Origin of the sequence: Azospira sp. I13 (genome assembly GCF_003112695.1) — a bacterium.
In the GTDB taxonomy this organism is placed as follows: domain Bacteria; phylum Pseudomonadota; class Gammaproteobacteria; order Burkholderiales; family Rhodocyclaceae; genus Azospira.
The window spans coordinates 489,861-504,444 of the sequence record NZ_BFBP01000002.1 but is presented as its reverse complement, the minus strand read 5'-3'; the positions used below and the strand labels follow the sequence as shown (position 1 = coordinate 504,444).

Annotated in this window: 12 protein-coding genes; 4 read left to right on the top strand and 8 right to left on the bottom strand. The window is 64.7% G+C overall.

Annotated features, from left to right (window positions below; all coding sequences use genetic code 11):
• Positions 1-251 precede the first annotated feature (251 nt).
• The 3 genes from hrpA (at position 252) to AZSI13_RS02385 (ending at position 6,017) form a co-directional block, all read left to right on the top strand.
• Complete coding sequence (gene hrpA, locus AZSI13_RS02395) at positions 252-4,205, top strand: ATP-dependent RNA helicase HrpA (RefSeq protein WP_109039582.1); 3,954 nt, start codon at positions 252-254, stop codon at positions 4,203-4,205.
• 216 nt (positions 4,206-4,421) lie between these two features.
• A complete protein-coding gene (locus AZSI13_RS02390; protein WP_109039581.1) occupies positions 4,422-5,189 on the top strand; it encodes an EI24 domain-containing protein in 768 nt (255 codons plus the stop codon).
• Between the two features lie 36 nt (positions 5,190-5,225).
• A complete protein-coding gene (locus tag AZSI13_RS02385; protein WP_109039580.1) occupies positions 5,226-6,017 on the top strand; it encodes a molybdopterin-binding protein in 792 nt (263 codons plus the stop codon).
• Positions 6,018-6,429: 412 nt separating this feature from the next.
• On the opposite strand, the gene AZSI13_RS02380 is transcribed toward AZSI13_RS02385, so the two are convergent.
• The 7 genes from AZSI13_RS02380 to AZSI13_RS02350 all read right to left on the bottom strand — a co-directional run bounded on the left by AZSI13_RS02380 (position 6,430) and on the right by AZSI13_RS02350 (position 11,579).
• Entirely contained in the window at positions 6,430-6,990 is a 561-nt protein-coding gene (locus AZSI13_RS02380; protein WP_109039579.1) for a phasin family protein, read from the bottom strand.
• Between the two features lie 248 nt (positions 6,991-7,238).
• On the bottom strand, positions 7,239-7,817 hold the full coding sequence (locus AZSI13_RS02375) for a phasin family protein (RefSeq protein WP_109039578.1): 579 nt from the start codon (positions 7,815-7,817) through the stop codon (positions 7,239-7,241).
• 249 nt (positions 7,818-8,066) lie between these two features.
• Positions 8,067-8,843, bottom strand: a complete 777-nt coding sequence (locus AZSI13_RS02370; protein WP_109039577.1) for an enoyl-CoA hydratase — start codon at positions 8,841-8,843, stop codon at positions 8,067-8,069.
• Between the two features lie 6 nt (positions 8,844-8,849).
• Positions 8,850-9,464 (bottom strand): lipopolysaccharide transport periplasmic protein LptA, encoded by a 615-nt coding sequence (gene lptA, locus AZSI13_RS02365; RefSeq protein ID WP_109039576.1) that lies wholly within the window; start codon positions 9,462-9,464, stop codon positions 8,850-8,852.
• A gap of 2 nt (positions 9,465-9,466) precedes the next feature.
• A complete protein-coding gene (lptC, locus tag AZSI13_RS02360; protein WP_109039575.1) occupies positions 9,467-10,057 on the bottom strand; it encodes an LPS export ABC transporter periplasmic protein LptC in 591 nt (196 codons plus the stop codon).
• Positions 10,054-10,566 carry an HAD family hydrolase gene (locus AZSI13_RS02355; RefSeq protein ID WP_109039574.1) on the bottom strand — a complete coding sequence of 171 codons (513 nt, stop codon included), beginning with the start codon at positions 10,564-10,566 and terminating at the stop codon, positions 10,054-10,056. The genes lptC and AZSI13_RS02355 overlap by 4 nt, the downstream gene beginning before the upstream one ends.
• Entirely contained in the window at positions 10,566-11,579 is a 1,014-nt protein-coding gene (locus AZSI13_RS02350; protein ID WP_109039573.1) for an SIS domain-containing protein, read from the bottom strand. Before AZSI13_RS02350 ends, AZSI13_RS02355 begins: the two co-directional genes overlap by 1 nt.
• Before the next feature lie 98 nt (positions 11,580-11,677).
• Between AZSI13_RS02350 and AZSI13_RS02345 the strand changes: the two genes are divergently transcribed.
• Complete coding sequence (locus tag AZSI13_RS02345; protein ID WP_109039572.1) at positions 11,678-13,645, top strand: monovalent cation:proton antiporter family protein; 1,968 nt, start codon at positions 11,678-11,680, stop codon at positions 13,643-13,645.
• Between the two features lie 98 nt (positions 13,646-13,743).
• Here AZSI13_RS02345 and AZSI13_RS02340 read toward each other — a convergent pair whose 3' ends face one another.
• A complete protein-coding gene (locus AZSI13_RS02340) occupies positions 13,744-14,415 on the bottom strand; it encodes a prepilin-type N-terminal cleavage/methylation domain-containing protein (protein ID WP_109039571.1) in 672 nt (223 codons plus the stop codon).
• Positions 14,416-14,584: the final 169 nt, after the last annotated feature.

Here is a 14,584-nt window from a genome sequence, read left to right as displayed (position 1 = left end):
GTGTCCGGCGCGGTAATAGGGACGGCCATCGGCGAGCCCCCTGGCTGGCCAGGCGCACCGAATAAGGCTCCGGGGCATGGGGCGGGGAAGATGCCCGTCCCGCTTGCCCCTCCGGGCACCGGGCAGTGGCACTCCCGTCGTGCAGAAAAAACGCTGGCAGGCCTTGCCCTGGCCAGGGTTTGGCGGGAGACTTGCCCCCTTTGTCGTTTAGGTAGAGACGGCCGCCCCCGCTGCGGCCGCCGGATGGATTGATGAAGTCTGCTGCACCCCGCTCCCGTACCGCCGCGCCTGCGGCACCCTCTTTTGCCGACTGCCTGACTGCGGACCGGCCGCGTCTGCGCGCCCTCTCCCGTTCCGCCGGCCAGCCCGGCCCCAATGCCGAGAAGGCCAAGGCCGACTACGAGGCCCTGCTGGCCCGCTCCCGCGCCGCCTGTGCCGAGCGGGCAGGGCGCCTGCCCAAGCCGGAATATGCGGAGGATCTGCCGGTCAACGGGCGGCGGGACGAGATCAAAGCCCTCATCGAGCAGAACCAGGTGGTCATCGTCTGCGGCGAGACCGGCTCCGGCAAGACCACCCAGCTGCCCAAGATCTGCCTGGAACTGGGCCGGGGGGCGGCGGGACTGATCGGCCATACCCAGCCCCGGCGCCTGGCGGCCCGCTCCGTGGCAGCCCGGGTGGCCCAGGAGTTGCAGACCCAGATCGGGGCCGGGGTGGGGGTGAAAATCCGTTTTCAGGACCGTAGCGGGCCCCAGTCCTACTTGAAGCTGATGACCGACGGCATCCTGCTGGCGGAAACCCAGACCGACCCCTACCTCAACGCCTACGACACCATCATCATCGACGAGGCCCACGAGCGCAGCCTCAACATCGACTTCCTGCTGGGCTACCTGAAGCAGCTGCTGGCCAAGCGCAAGGATCTGAAGGTCATCATCACTTCCGCCACCATCGACGCGGAACGCTTCGCCCAGCACTTCGCCCAGCACGGCAAGCCGGCGCCGGTGATCGAAGTCTCCGGCCGCCTCTACCCGGTGGAGGTGCGCTACCGCCCGGTGACACCCCTGGAAGAAGACCAGGAGGAGCGGGATCTTTACGACGCCATCGTGGACGCCGTCCACGAACTGGGCCGGGAAGGCCCGGGAGATGTGCTGGTGTTCCTCCCCGGCGAGCGGGAAATCCGGGAGGCGGCGGAAGCCCTGCGCAAGCACCACTTCCCCGGCCCCCAGCCGGAAATCCTGCCGCTCTTCTCCCGCCTCTCGGCGGCGGAGCAGGACCGGGTCTTCAAGACCGGCGGCGGCCGCCGGGTGGTGCTGGCCACCAACGTGGCGGAAACCTCCCTTACCGTGCCCGGCATCCGCTACGTGGTGGATACGGGCCTGGCCCGGGTGAAACGCTATTCCTACCGCAACAAGGTGGAAATGCTCCAGGTGGAGCGGGTCTCCCAGGCCGCGGCGCGGCAGCGGGCGGGCCGTTGCGGCCGGGTGGCGGCGGGGGTCTGCATCCGCCTCTACGACGAGGCCGACTTCAACGCCCGGGGCGAGTTCACTGACCCGGAAATCCTCCGTTCCTCCCTGGCCGGGGTGATCCTGCGCATGAAGGCCTTGAAGCTCACCGATGTGGAGAGCTTCCCCTTCATCGAGGCGCCGCCGCCCAAAGCCATCAACGACGGCTATTCCCTGCTGCAGGAACTGGGCGGCCTCGACGACGACAAGCGCCTCACCGACGTGGGCCGGGGCCTGGCCAAGCTGCCCCTGGACCCGCGCATCGCCCGCATGATCGTGGCCGCCCGGGACCGGGGCTGCCTCAAGGAAGTGCTGGTCATCGCCGCCGCCCTCTCGGTGCAGGACCCCAAGGAGCGGCCCCAGGAACGGCTGCAGGCGGCGGATGAAAAGCACCGCCAGTTCGCCGACGAGAAGTCCGAATTCCTCTCCTGGTTGAAGCTGTGGCACTGGTTTGAGGAACAGGCCCGGCACCTCTCCAGCCGCAAGCTGGCCGAGGCCTGCAAGGAGCGTTTCCTCTCCTACCTGCGCATGCGCGAATGGCGGGAGGTGTACAACCAGATCCACGCCATGGTCACCGAGCTGGGCTGGCGCGAGAACGAGATTCCTGCCACCTACGAGCCCATCCACAAGGCCCTGCTGACGGGCCTCCTGGGCAATATCGGCTGCAAGTCCGACGACAGCAGCCACTATCTCGGCGCCCGGGGCATCCGCTTCCTCATCCACCCGGGCTCGGCCTTGCAGAAGAAGGCGGGCAAGTGGGTGGTCTGCGCCGAGCTGACGGAAACCACCAAGCTCTACGCCCGCTGCCTCGCCCGTATCGAGCCCGAATGGCTGGAGGAGGTGGGCGCCCATCTGATCCGCAAGAGCTACTTCGACCCCCACTGGGAGAAGAAGGCCATGCAGGCCGTGGCCTACGAGCGCTCCACCCTGCACGGCATCGTCGTCAATCCCAAGAAGCGGGTGAACTTCGGCCCCATGAACCCGGAAGAGGCGCGTCTGCTCTTCATCCGCCAGGGCCTGGTGGGCGGCGAGATCAGCGAGGACTTCGTGCGCCGCTGGCCCTTCTACCAGCACAACCAGAAGGCCATCCGGGACATCGAGAACCTGGAACACAAGCAGCGCCGCCAGGATGTGCTGGTGGACGACGAACTGATCTTCGCCTTCTACGACCATCTGATTCCCTCGGGCATTTATAACGGCGCCGACTTCGACAAGTGGCGCAAGGAGGCGGAGCGGGAGAATGGGGCAGAAAGCGCGAAACTGCTCTTCCTGCAGAAGGAAGACCTGATGCGCCACGAGGCGGCCGGGGTCACCACCGATTCCTTCCCGCCCCAGATGCGCCTCTCCGGCGTGGACTACGCCCTCACCTACCACTTCGAGCCCGGCAGCCCCCGGGACGGCGTCACCCTGGTGCTGCCCCTGGCCCAGCTCAATCAGGTGCCCGCCAACCGCTGCGAGTGGCTGGTGCCGGGCCTCTTGAAGGAGAAGGTGGTGCAGCTGGTGAAGACCCTGCCCCAGCGCATCCGCGCCAAGCTGGTGCCGGTGCCCGAGTTCGCCGAGGAGTTCATCGCCTGGGTGGGCAACGACGAGAAGCGCATGGCGCCGGGCATCATCGCCCCCCTCATCGACTTCATTTTCGAATCCCGGGGCCTCAATGCCCGGGGCTGGGCGGTGACGCCCGATGCCTTCCGCCCCGGCGAACTGCCGGCCCACTTCTCCATGAACTTCAAGCTGGTGGATGAGCATGGCCGCCAGCTGGACATGAGCCGCAGCCTGGCCCAGCTCCGCGGCGAATGGGGCCGGGAGGCGCGCCAGGAATTCCAGGAGCTGCACGAGACCCCCAGCGAATTCACCGGTCTCTCCGACTGGACCTTCGGCAAGCTGCCGGAGCTGATGGAAGTGGCCGTGGGCGGCCAGATGGTGATCGGTTACCCGGGCCTGACGGAAGACGGCGAGACCGTTTCCCTGCGCGTGTACGACTCCCAGGAGGAAGCCCTGGCGGCCCACCGGCTGGGCCTCTCCCGCCTCTTCCAGCTGCAGCTGAAGGAGCAGGTGAAGTACTTCGAGAAGAACCTGCCGGGCCTGACCCAGATGGCCATGCAGTTCATGAGCCTGGGTTCTTCCGACGACCTGCGCCAGCAACTGGTGTCAGTGATTTTCGAGCGGGCCTGCCTGGTGGAGCCCTGGCCGGAAGATGCGGAATCATTCAAGGCCCGCTGCGCCGAAGGCAAGAACCGCCTGGGCCTGCTGGCCCAGGAAATCTGCCGCCTGGTGGGCCTGGTGCTGACCGAGTGGCAGGCCCTGGTGAAAAAGCTGCCGGCCTTCAAGCCTTTCCCCGGCGCGGTGCAGGACATCGAGAAGCAGATCGGTCGCCTGATCCACAAGCGCTTCGTGCTGGAAACGCCCTTCGAGCGCCTGCAGCACTTCCCCCGCTACCTCAAGGCGGCGGCCATGCGCCTGGACAAGCTCAAGGCCAACCCGGCCCGGGATGTTCAACTGCTGGCCGACTACACCGCCCTGTGGACCCACTACGAACGCCGCGCCCTGCAGCTGGCCAAGCAGGGCGTGGTGGACCCGCAGCTGGAGCAGTTCCGCTGGCTCCTGGAAGAACTGCGGGTCAACCTCTTCGCCCAGGAACTGAAGACGCCGGTGCCCGTGTCGGTGAAGCGTCTGCAGAAGCTGTGGGAAGGGATACAGTACGGTTGAAAGACGTTAGCCACAGAGGGCACAGAGCACACAGAGAGAAAAGGCCTCTGCCCTGGGAGGCAATAGGGACGCCATTCTTCCGCTATGCATGTCGGAGATTGGCTTCATTATTTGCTTGCAGGGTAGGTGCGGTTTGTAACCGCTCCGGCAGCTAAGGCGGAGTGCGAAACCTCGGTGATCTCTGTGCCCTCTGTGGCAAAAAAATAGGATACCCCCATGCCCGAAATGATCCTCGCCCTGGTCCGCAGCCTCGGTACCCTCTCCCGCCGCCGCGTCTGGTGGCTGGTGCTGTCTCCCGCCGTGGCCGCCCTGGCGGTGTGGCTGACGCTGACCTTCCTGGTGTTGGACCACCTTTCCGCCTGGTTCCTCGACCAGCCCCCCATGAGCTGGCTGTCCGGCTGGGGCGCCGTGTGGCTGGCCAAGCTGCTGGCCGCCGCCGGGGGCTGGCTGGTGATCCTGGCTCTCTCCTATCTCACCGCCATGGTGTTGGCGGCGGTGTTCATCATGCCCCTCCTGTTGCAGATCGTGGCCGCCCGGGACTACCCGGAGGTGGCGGCCATGGGCAAGGACAGCTTCTTCGCCGGTGCCTGGAACAGCGTCTGGGCCGCCCTGCTGTTCATCGCCGGCTGGCTGTTGACCCTGCCCCTGTGGCTGATTCCCGGCCTGGGCCTGGTGCTGCCCCTGTTCTGGATGGCCTGGCTTAACCGCAAGACCTTTGCCTACGACGCCCTGGCCATGCACGCCACCGACGACGAGTGGCGCCTGATCCGGGAGCGCCGGGCCATGCCCCTGCTGGGCCTGGGCATCCTGCTTTCCCTGCTGGCCCACATCCCGGTGCTGGGCCTGCTGACCCCGGCCTGCGGCGCCCTGCTGTACATCCACTTCGGCCTGGAAAGCCTGCGCCAACTGCGCGGCGGGGCCGTGGTGACCGTCGATGCGGTGGTGGTGGAAGAACCTGTTGCCACCGACCGCTTCCTGCGCTGATTTGCATCCTTTACGACCTCAACGACGCGAGGACCCATGACTGCTCCCGTTTCCCAGACTGCCCACGCCACCCGCTTCGGCGCCCTCATCATTGGCGACGAGATTCTCTCTGGCAAACGCCAGGACAAGCATTTCACCAAACTGGCGGAACTGCTCGGCGCCCGGGGGCTGCAACTCTCCTGGGTGCAGTACATGGGGGATGACCGGGCGCGGCTGACGGAAACCCTGAAGCGCAGCTTCGCCAGCGGCGAAGCGGTGTTCTCCTTCGGCGGCATCGGCAACACCCCCGACGACCACACCCGTCAGGCCGCCGCCGCGGCCCTGGGGGAGGAACTGGTGCTGAGTCCGGCGGCGGAGGCGGAGATCCGCGTTCGCTTCGGCGACGACATCACGCCCCAGCGCCTGTTGCTGGGTACCTTTCCCGCCAGCAGCCAGATCATTCCCAACCCCTTCAACCGCATTCCCGGCTTCATGGTGAAGGAACACTACTTCGTCCCCGGCTTTCCCCAGATGGCCCACCCCATGGTGGCCTGGGTGCTGGACACCTTCTACCCCCACCTTTTCAACCAGGCCCCCAAGGTGGATGAGGCCTTGCTCCTGACGGGCGACAACGCCTATGAGAGTGCCCTGCTGGACCTGATGGAGCGCATCGTCGCCGAGTACCCCGCGCTGCGCCTGTTCTCCCTGCCTTCATTGACGGAGGATGGGGTGCGGCGTCATCTGGAGCTGGGGGTCGAAGGGGAGGCATCCCAAGTGGCCACCGCCATGGCGGAGATTCGCCGCGAGGTGGAAGCCCGGGGCATTCAATGGAGCCGGCGGGAGGGTTGAGGCTGGTCGCAGTCGGCAGGGGGATGTGCGGCAGGAAGCGAGGCCGGAACCAGGAACCAGGAACGGTTGGCCGATGCTCGCCGGGAGACCTCCTGGATGTTGGCCAGTTGGCAGTGAGCCGGTGTCAGCCGCCGCCCGCTGGGTATGGGCTGTGTTTCATCCCGGGGGGATGAGCGGGGGTCGGGGCAATTGATTTGGCGAGGCGGGTGCCTCTGCCAGGCAATAGGGGCGCCATTCTTCGTAAGGTCTGCCGTGTGAGGCAGGCAGGGCGGGCTTCTCTGGCCATGTCCGCATCCAGCCTGCCTCTCCTGGCATTCTTGGTCACGGGGCGGCCTGGGCGCAGGCAATAAAAAACCCCGACCTGAGCCGGGGTTGTCGCCAAGCGGGAATTCCCGCCAGTCGCCGGTAGGGCTTACTTCTTGGCAGCGGCGGCCTTGCTGGCAGCGCCCACAGCCTTGGCCGTGGCGTTGGAGGCGACCGTGACGTTGGCGTCGGCGATGTCGGCAAACTGCTTGGCCAGCTTGGTGAAGTGGTCAAAGGCCTGGGTAGAGGCGGAGAGCACCGACTTCATGGTGGCAGCCACCACGTCGCCGCCCACGGGAGCGGAGGCGGAGGTTTTTTCGATGGCGGAATTGGCCTTTTGGGAGAGCTGGTTGTAGTGCTCTTCCATCAGGTGGGTCACTTCCTTCTGGGTGGCGGTGATCAGCTCGTACAGGTTGCGGTAGTAGGCGGTGACCTTTTCCAGGTTAGGCTGGGCCAGGTTGGTTTGCAGCTTGGCAGCCTCCTGCACATCCTTGGCGCCCAGCAGGGTCTGGGTACCGTTCACGGAAGTGTTCAGGAAATCACGGGCTGCGGCCAGATTCAGTTCAGCGATCTTTTCCGCGCCATTGAAGGCGGCGTGAACCAGGGCGGCCATTACTTCAGCGTTGGCCTTTTGTGCTGCAGCCAATTGTTCGATATTGGGATTGCTCATGGGTGATCCTCCGCTTAGCGTTGAGTTTGAAGGAAATGAACCTGCTTTGTGAGATCGGCCCGGTTTGGTGTTGCGGTCATCCTGATCTGTGTCGTACTGTCAGCCGGCATATTCGGAGATATGTCGTTTCAGTAGGGCCGAATGCATCCAGTATAGCAAATATGTATTGCCGCCACATTGCAGCGGCCAGATGGTAAAAACCCCGGCGCCAGGCCGGGGTTTTGGGTGCTGTTCGCCTTGAAGAAGTCTTAGGCGGTCTTCTTCTTGGAAGCGGTGGCAGCGGCAGCGGAGGTGGCGCCCACAGCCTTGACGGTGGCGTTGGTGGCGGCAGCAACGTTGGCTTCAGCGATTTCAGCAACCTGCTTGGCAGCCTTGTTCATGCTGTCGTAAGCGGAGTTGGCGGCGGCGATGGCGGACTTGACGGCAGCCACGGCCACGTCGGAACCGGCGGGAGCGGTCTTGGAAACCTTGTCCAGCAGGCCGGCGACGTTCTTGTTGAATTCGTTGAATTGCACTTCCACGACCTTGGTCAGTTCTTCCTGGGTCTGGGCGGCGATTTCGTACACGCTACGGGAGTAGGCAACAGCCTTCTCGACGTTGGGCTGGGTCAGGGAGGCCTGCAGGGACAGGGCTTCCTGAGCATCCTTGGCACCCAGCAGAGCCTTGGTGTTGGCGACGCTGTCTTCGATGACGGCGCGGGCGGTGTGCAGGTTCAGGGCGGCGATGCGCTCGGCGCTGGCGAAAGCAGTGTTGGCCAGGGCCAGCAGGGAGTCAACGGTGGCTTTGTTGGCGGCGGCGAATTGTTCGGGGGTGGCGAAATTGGTCATGGTCATCTCCTAAAAAGTCAGTGGTGAAACATCCGCAGGGCAATGCTTGACTGGCTTTTATTATGGCTGCTGCCGGTTGTTGCGCTGCAACATGTAGGCCCAATTATAGGGGGCGGCGGATTCCTGTCAAGCATTTTTTGTGCGTCGCACAAAAATATTTCTTTGCTTTGGAAACAGGGGGTTAGGAGAGGGTTTTGGGCGGCCTGGCGGCGGCGGGGATGGGGCGGCGAATGCCGCCCCGGAGCTTGCTTAGCGGTGCTTGAAGGCCGGCTTGCGCTTCTCGACGAAGGCGGCCATGCCTTCCTTCTGGTCTTCCAGGGCAAAGGCGGCGTGGAACTGGCGACGCTCGAAGAGCAGGCCTTCGTTGAGGCTGCTTTCGAAGGCCCGATTCACGTTTTCCTTGATCATCATGACCACCGGCAGGGAGTAGGAGGCGATCTTCTCGGCGGCGCCGAGGGTCTCTTCCAGCAGCTTGTCGGCGGGCACGATGCGGGAAACCAGGCCGGCGCGCTCGGCTTCGGTAGCATCCATCATGCGGGCGGAGAGGCACAGGTCCATGGCTTTTGCCTTGCCCACGGCACGGGGCAGGCGCTGGGTGCCGCCGGCACCCGGGAGGATGCCCAGCTTGACTTCGGGTTGGCCGAACTGGGCGTTGTCGGCGGCGATGATGAAGTCGCAGCTCATGGCCAGTTCACAGCCGCCGCCCAGGGCGTAGCCGGCCACCGCGGCGATGACGGGCTTGCGGCAGGTCTTCACCTTTTCCCAGTTGCGCGTGATGTAGTCGCCCTTGTAGGCGTCCATGTAGGAGAAGTCCTTCATCATGCTGATGTCGGCGCCGGCGGCAAAAGCCTTGTCGGAACCGGTGATGACGATGCAGCCGATGTTCTCGTCGGCTTCGAATTCGGTGAGGGCGTCGCCCAGCTCATCCACCAAGGGGTCGCACAGGGCGTTGAGGGCCTTGGGGCGGTTGAGGGTGATGAGGCCGACACGGCCTTTGGCTTCAGCGATGATGTACTCGTAGGTCACGAGGCGTTACTCCTTGCGAGATGGGAGGGAAATAGAGGGCTTTAGGGTTAGGGATCCTCTGCTACCCGCAGCTCCTTCTGATTGTGATTCGTTGTCCTTGTTTTTCGGCTGGATGATGGCCCGCACCCGCCCGGCCGGCACCCCGGGGCTGGCTTCGCCGGCCACCTTGGAGGCGGTGACCAGGTACTGCTCGGTGAGGGAGTCGTACTGGATGTAATGGCCGCGGACTTCGTCCTGGCCACTCTTCACCCAGGCCTTGTCGAAGAGTTCGGTCTTTTCCGTCTTGGCATTGTGCTCGATGCGCAGGGCGATGCCCTCGACGTAATCGTCGCGGCCCTCGCGCTTCTGCTTGAACTTGGCCGGATTGCCGGTGGCGATGCCCTTCTGGAAGCCGCTGTCATCCTGGGTGACGACGATGCGGTCGCCGCGGATGACCAGGGTGCCCTGGGTCAGGGTGACGTTGCCGTCGAAGATGTGCACCTTCTTGGCGTCATCCACGGTGACCCGGTCGGCCTCCAGGTTCACGGGCTTTTCCCGGTCGGCCTTTTCCGCCAGGGCGGGGGGGGCGGCGAGGCCCAGAAGAAGCAGGCCCAGGGGCAGGGCGGCGTAATGTCGGCTCATGGTCAGCGCTTTTCGTGTTTGCTGGCGAATTGTCCCGTCACCCGGGATTCGAGAATGGTAGTCATGGTGGCGTTGTCCACCCGCAGGCCGTGGCCCTGGACCCAGGACTTTCCCTGGACCATGCGCACCTGGCTGGGGGTGTGGGCGGTTTCAGCATCAGGGTACACCAGCAGGTCGGGGGCGGTGGCCACCATGGCTTCCCGCTCCTTGCTGGGGTCCCGCACGACCTTGACGTTATGGGTCAGTTTGACCTCGCTACCGTCGCTGTTGATATGGCCCACATCGCTACTCATCGTAACCGTGGGCCGGCCGGGCTTGTAGAAGCGGGCGGTGGGTTGTTCCACGTCGGTTTCGTCGGTGTCCGGGTAATGCACCAAATGCTTGCCGGTGACGGTGGAGCGCAGGGTGCCCTGCTTGTCGAGCCGGCTCATGGTCAGGTTGTCCACGAAGTAATCCGGATCGTGGCGGAACTTGCCGCTGCGGTCCGGCTCCGGCAACTGGGTGGCTTTGGCCAGCCAGAAGGTGGCCGCCGCCAGGGTCCCCAGCAGGACGATGGGGAACAGGGCGCTGGCGAAGCGTTCCAGACGTTTCATTGCAGATAGGCGTCCAGCAGTGCCTCAAGCTGGCCCCGCTGTTGCAGCAGATGCTCGCAGACTTCCCGCACGGCGCCCCGCCCACCCAGCTGTTCGGCTACATAGGTGGCATGGCGCTTGACGAAGGCATGGGCGTTGCCGGGGGCGGCGGAAAAGCCGCAGGCCCGCATGATGGGCAGATCCACCACGTCGTCGCCCATGTAGCCGGCTTCGGCAAAGCTGATGCCTTCCCGTTGCAGCAGCTCGGCCATGACCTGGCGCTTGTCCTCGACGCCCTGAAAGAGCAGGTCGATGCCCAGGTTGCGGGCACGATGTTCGACGCAGCCGGACTTGCGGCCGGTGATGATGGCCAGGCGGACGCCGGATTTCTGCAACATCTTCAGGCCATGGCCATCCAGGGTGTTGAACGCCTTGAATTCCTTGCCGTCTTCCGTGTAGTAGAGGCTGCCGTCGGTGAGCACGCCGTCTACGTCGAAGGCCATGAGCTTGAGTTGGGGGGCGGCGGACATCAGATCACCTTGGCCTGGAAGAGGTCGTGCATGTTGAGGGCGCCCAGCAGCCGGCCCTGGGGATCGGCCACCAGCAGCTGGTTGATCTTGCAGCGTTCCATCATTTCCACCGCTTCCACCGCCAACTTCTCCGGGGCGATGCAGCGGGGGGCGGGGCTCATCACGGCGTCGATGCGCACGGCCTTGAGGTCCACGTCCCGGGCAAAAGCCCGGCGCAGGTCGCCATCGGTGAAAATACCGAGGACGCGCTGTTCCCCATCCACCACGGCCGTCATGCCCAGGCCGCCTTTGGAAATGGCCAGCACCGCTTCCGCCAAGGTGGCTTCCGGCGTCACCCGGGGCACGGCTTCGCCGGCCCGCATGACATCCCGCACATGGGTCAGCAGGCGACGGCCGAGGGAACCGCCGGGGTGGGAGCGGGCAAAATCTTCCGGGCCGAAACCGCGGGCATCCAGCAGGGCCACGGCCAGGGCGTCGCCCAGGGCCAGGGCTGCAGTGGTGCTGGCGGTGGGGGCCAGGTTGAGGGGGCAGGCTTCCTGGGCGACACCGGCATTGAGGTGCACGTCCGCTTCCTTGCCCAGGGAGGACTGGGGGTTGCCGGTCATGGCGATGAGCTTGGCACCCTGACGCTTGATAATGGGCACGATGGCCTGCAACTCGGCGCTTTCGCCGGAGTTGGAGAGGGCGATCAGCACATCCTGACGCAGGATCATGCCCAGGTCGCCGTGGCTGGCTTCCGCCGGATGCACGAAATAGGCGGGTGTGCCGGTGCTGGCCAGGGTAGAGGCGATCTTGCGGCCGACGTGGCCCGACTTGCCCATGCCGCTGACGATGACCCGGCCGGAGCAGTTGAGAATGAGGTTTACCGCGTCGAGAAAGGCGCCGTCCAGGCGGTCGATCAGGGCGGCCACCGCCTCCGCCTCGATGCGCAACACCTGCCGTGCCAGTTCGAGCACGGGGGAGGTGGCAGGGGAGGGGACGGGCGGCGTTTCAGGCACGGAAGTTTGGTTCATGGGAATGCAGCGGTTATGATTGCTACAAGTATACCACCCCTGCCCCGTCAGCCCGGCGGGGCGCGGTTTTCCGCCTCTCCCCCGACTTTTCTGCGTCCATGAATTCCCTGCAACTGGTCCTGCTGCTGCTCGCCGCTGCCGTCTTGGTGGTGACCCTGTTCCGCCGCCTCGGGTTGCCGCCCATTCTCGGCTACCTGCTGGTGGGCGCCGCCATTGGCCCCCACGCCCTCAATTTCATCAAGGACGTGAGCGGCGCCGAGCACCTGGCCGAATTCGGCGTGGTCTTCCTGATGTTCTCTATCGGCCTGGAATTCTCCCTGCCCAAGCTCTACGCCATGAAGCGGGTGGTATTCGGGCTGGGCCTGATGCAGGTGCTGCTGACCATCGTGCTGGCGGTGGGCGTGGGTATCGGCGCCGGGCTTGGCTGGCAGGCCGGTGTGGCCCTGGGCGGGGTCCTCGCCATGTCCTCCACCGCCGTCCTTTCTAAGTTGCTGGCGGAGCGTCTGGAACTGGAATCCCCCCACGGGCGGGATGTCATCGGCGTGCTGCTGTTCCAGGACCTGGCCGTGGTGCCCCTGCTCATCCTTATTCCCGCCTTTTCCCGGCCCCCTGGGGAGATGGCCCTGGAAATCGCCTGGGCCATGGGCAAGGCGGCCCTGGTCCTGACCCTGGTGCTGTTCCTTGGCCAGAAGCTGATGCGGCGGTGGTTCTACATCGTCGCCCGGGGCAAGTCGGCCGAGCTGTTCATGCTCAATGTGCTGTTGATCACCCTGGGGCTGGCCCACATCACCGAAATGGCCGGTCTGTCCCTGGCCCTGGGGGCCTTTGTCGCCGGCATGCTGATTTCCGAAACCGAATACCGGCACCAGGTGGAGGAAGACATCAAGCCTTTCCGCGACGTGCTGATGGGCCTTTTCTTTGTCACGGTCGGCATGTTGCTGGACGGTGCAGCCGTCATCGAATACCTGCCCTGGGTGCTGGCAGCCCTGGCCTGCCTGTTGCTGGTCAAGTTCGGCCTGATCGCCGCCCTCTCCCGCACCTTTGGCGCCACGCCGGGCAATGCCCTGCGGGTTGGCCTGTGGCTGTGTGCCGGGGGTGAGTTCGGTTTTGTGCTGCTGACGGAAGTGAGCGCCAGCAATCTGGTGCCCGAACCCGTGCTCCAAGTGACCCTGGCGGCCCTGGTGCTTTCCCTGCTCCTGGCACCCCTCATCGTGCTGTACAGCGATAAGGTGGTGCTGCGCTTTGCCGCCAGCGAATGGCTGATGCGCTCCATGGAACTGACCAAAATTGCGGCCCAGACCATGAGCACCGAGAAGCACGCCATCATCTGCGGCTTCGGCCGTAGCGGCCAGTACCTGGCCCGCTTCCTTTCCCGGGAGCACATTTCCTACGTGGCCCTGGACCTGGACCCCGAGCGGGTGCGGGAAGCGGCGGCAGCCGGTGAAACCGTGGTCTACGGCGATGCCGCCCGTCGGGAAACCCTGGTGGCGGCCGGCCTGGCCCGGGCCAGCGTGGTCATCGTCAGCTTTGCCAATACCCCGGCGGCGGAGAAGGTGCTGCACCATGTCCGGGAGCTGAAGCCCGACATGCCGGTGGTGGTGCGTACCGCCGACGAAGCGGACATGGATGCCCTGAGCCGGGCCGGGGCGGCGGAAGTGGTGCCCGAATCCCTGGAGGCTAGCATCATGCTGGCTTCCCACGCCCTGGTGCTGCTCGGGGTGCCCCTGAACCGCGTGCTGAAAATGATCCGCGATATCCGGGGGCAGCGTTATCGCCTGCTGCGAGGCTTCTTCCACGGGGTTTCCGACCGGGAGGCCGATCTGGGCGAGAACCAGCAGTCCCGCCTGCATTCCGTGGCTATCGGTGCTGGCGCCTATGGTGTCGGGCGTACTCTGGCCGAGCTGGACCTGGCCTCCTTCGGCGTGGAGGTCAGCGCCGTGCGTCGGCGTGACATCCGGGCCCTGGAGCCCCTGCCTGAAACCTGCCTGCGGGAAGGCGACGTGGTGGTCCTGCTGGGGACGGTGGAAGGGCTGGAGGCGGCGGAGGACCGCTTGCTTAAGGGGTAGCTACCCAAACCGCCCTGGCGTCAGGCGGAGGTTTTGCTCTGGCGCCAAAGAAAAAGCCCGCCGGATGGCGGGCTTTTTTACGTACTTTGTCTTGTTTGTTAGAGCGTCTTGCAAACGGTATAAACCGTTGCGCCGTCGTCCAAGTAAGAGGCAGCGAGAGCATTGGTTGCAGTGTCGAGGGCATAGGCACCGGCTACTCCGGCAATGCCCCGGACCTGGCCCGCATTGGGGCGGCCATCATCGAATTGGGCGTCGATGGCATTGGCAATCTTGCCAGGCAGGTTGGTGCTGCACAGTACCAATCCAGTCAGACCCAGTGCGCCATTCTGCACATGGAGAACGCCGCCAACCGCGTTTTGGGGAGCGAGGACATTGGTGGTGTCGCCACCGATGAAGCCGGCCAGGCGAAGGTGTTGCCAGAAGAGGCAGTTTTCGGCAGCGGCATTAGCGCCTGCTGAACAATCCAGAACTGCACCCAGGCCAACAGCACCCACTTGGGCGTTACCGTCACCATTGGCGGTCGTCCCACCCCAGCGGCCCACAACCGCTCCTGCCGTGGCGGCGCCATTGTCGTCGCCAGGGAAGCGCTTGTAGCGATCCTGGTAACCATAAACCGCGGCGCTCATGCCGTTCAGGTCGTTGGCCACATTCTTGATCTTGGCCTGGGTGATCAGTTCCTGACCCTTCAGCACCCCGCCAAGAAGCAGGCCGATGATGACGAGTACAATGGCAATTTCAACGAGGGTAAAACCCTTTTGACGTGCGTACATGGTGGTCTCCTTATGACCCGATACTTGAGTGAGTGCTTGGGTGTGAATTGTAAAGCATGTCTCGTGCCGGGACTCGGTTCCCGGCTAAATGGGGATTTTTGGCCGTTTTGCCGGTAAATTCCCTTACGAGTGCTGGCGAGGTGTTGGTTTTTTGACAGTGCTGTTCAAA

Excerpts from the sequence above, each read along its gene's own strand:
- hrpA (WP_109039582.1), top strand. The coding sequence starts at position 252 with ATGAAGTCTGCTGCACCCCGCTCCCGTACCGCCGCGCCTGCGGCACCC.
- AZSI13_RS02390 (WP_109039581.1), top strand. The coding sequence starts at position 4,422 with ATGCCCGAAATGATCCTCGCCCTGGTCCGCAGCCTCGGTACCCTCTCC.
- AZSI13_RS02385 (WP_109039580.1), top strand. The coding sequence starts at position 5,226 with ATGACTGCTCCCGTTTCCCAGACTGCCCACGCCACCCGCTTCGGCGCC.
- AZSI13_RS02380 (WP_109039579.1), bottom strand. The coding sequence starts at position 6,990 with ATGAGCAATCCCAATATCGAACAATTGGCTGCAGCACAAAAGGCCAAC.
- AZSI13_RS02375 (WP_109039578.1), bottom strand. The coding sequence starts at position 7,817 with ATGACCAATTTCGCCACCCCCGAACAATTCGCCGCCGCCAACAAAGCC.
- lptA (WP_109039576.1), bottom strand. The coding sequence starts at position 9,464 with ATGAGCCGACATTACGCCGCCCTGCCCCTGGGCCTGCTTCTTCTGGGC.
- lptC (WP_109039575.1), bottom strand. The coding sequence starts at position 10,057 with ATGAAACGTCTGGAACGCTTCGCCAGCGCCCTGTTCCCCATCGTCCTG.
- AZSI13_RS02355 (WP_109039574.1), bottom strand. The coding sequence starts at position 10,566 with ATGTCCGCCGCCCCCCAACTCAAGCTCATGGCCTTCGACGTAGACGGC.
- AZSI13_RS02350 (WP_109039573.1), bottom strand. The coding sequence starts at position 11,579 with ATGAACCAAACTTCCGTGCCTGAAACGCCGCCCGTCCCCTCCCCTGCC.
- AZSI13_RS02345 (WP_109039572.1), top strand. The coding sequence starts at position 11,678 with ATGAATTCCCTGCAACTGGTCCTGCTGCTGCTCGCCGCTGCCGTCTTG.
- AZSI13_RS02340 (WP_109039571.1), bottom strand. The coding sequence starts at position 14,415 with ATGTACGCACGTCAAAAGGGTTTTACCCTCGTTGAAATTGCCATTGTA.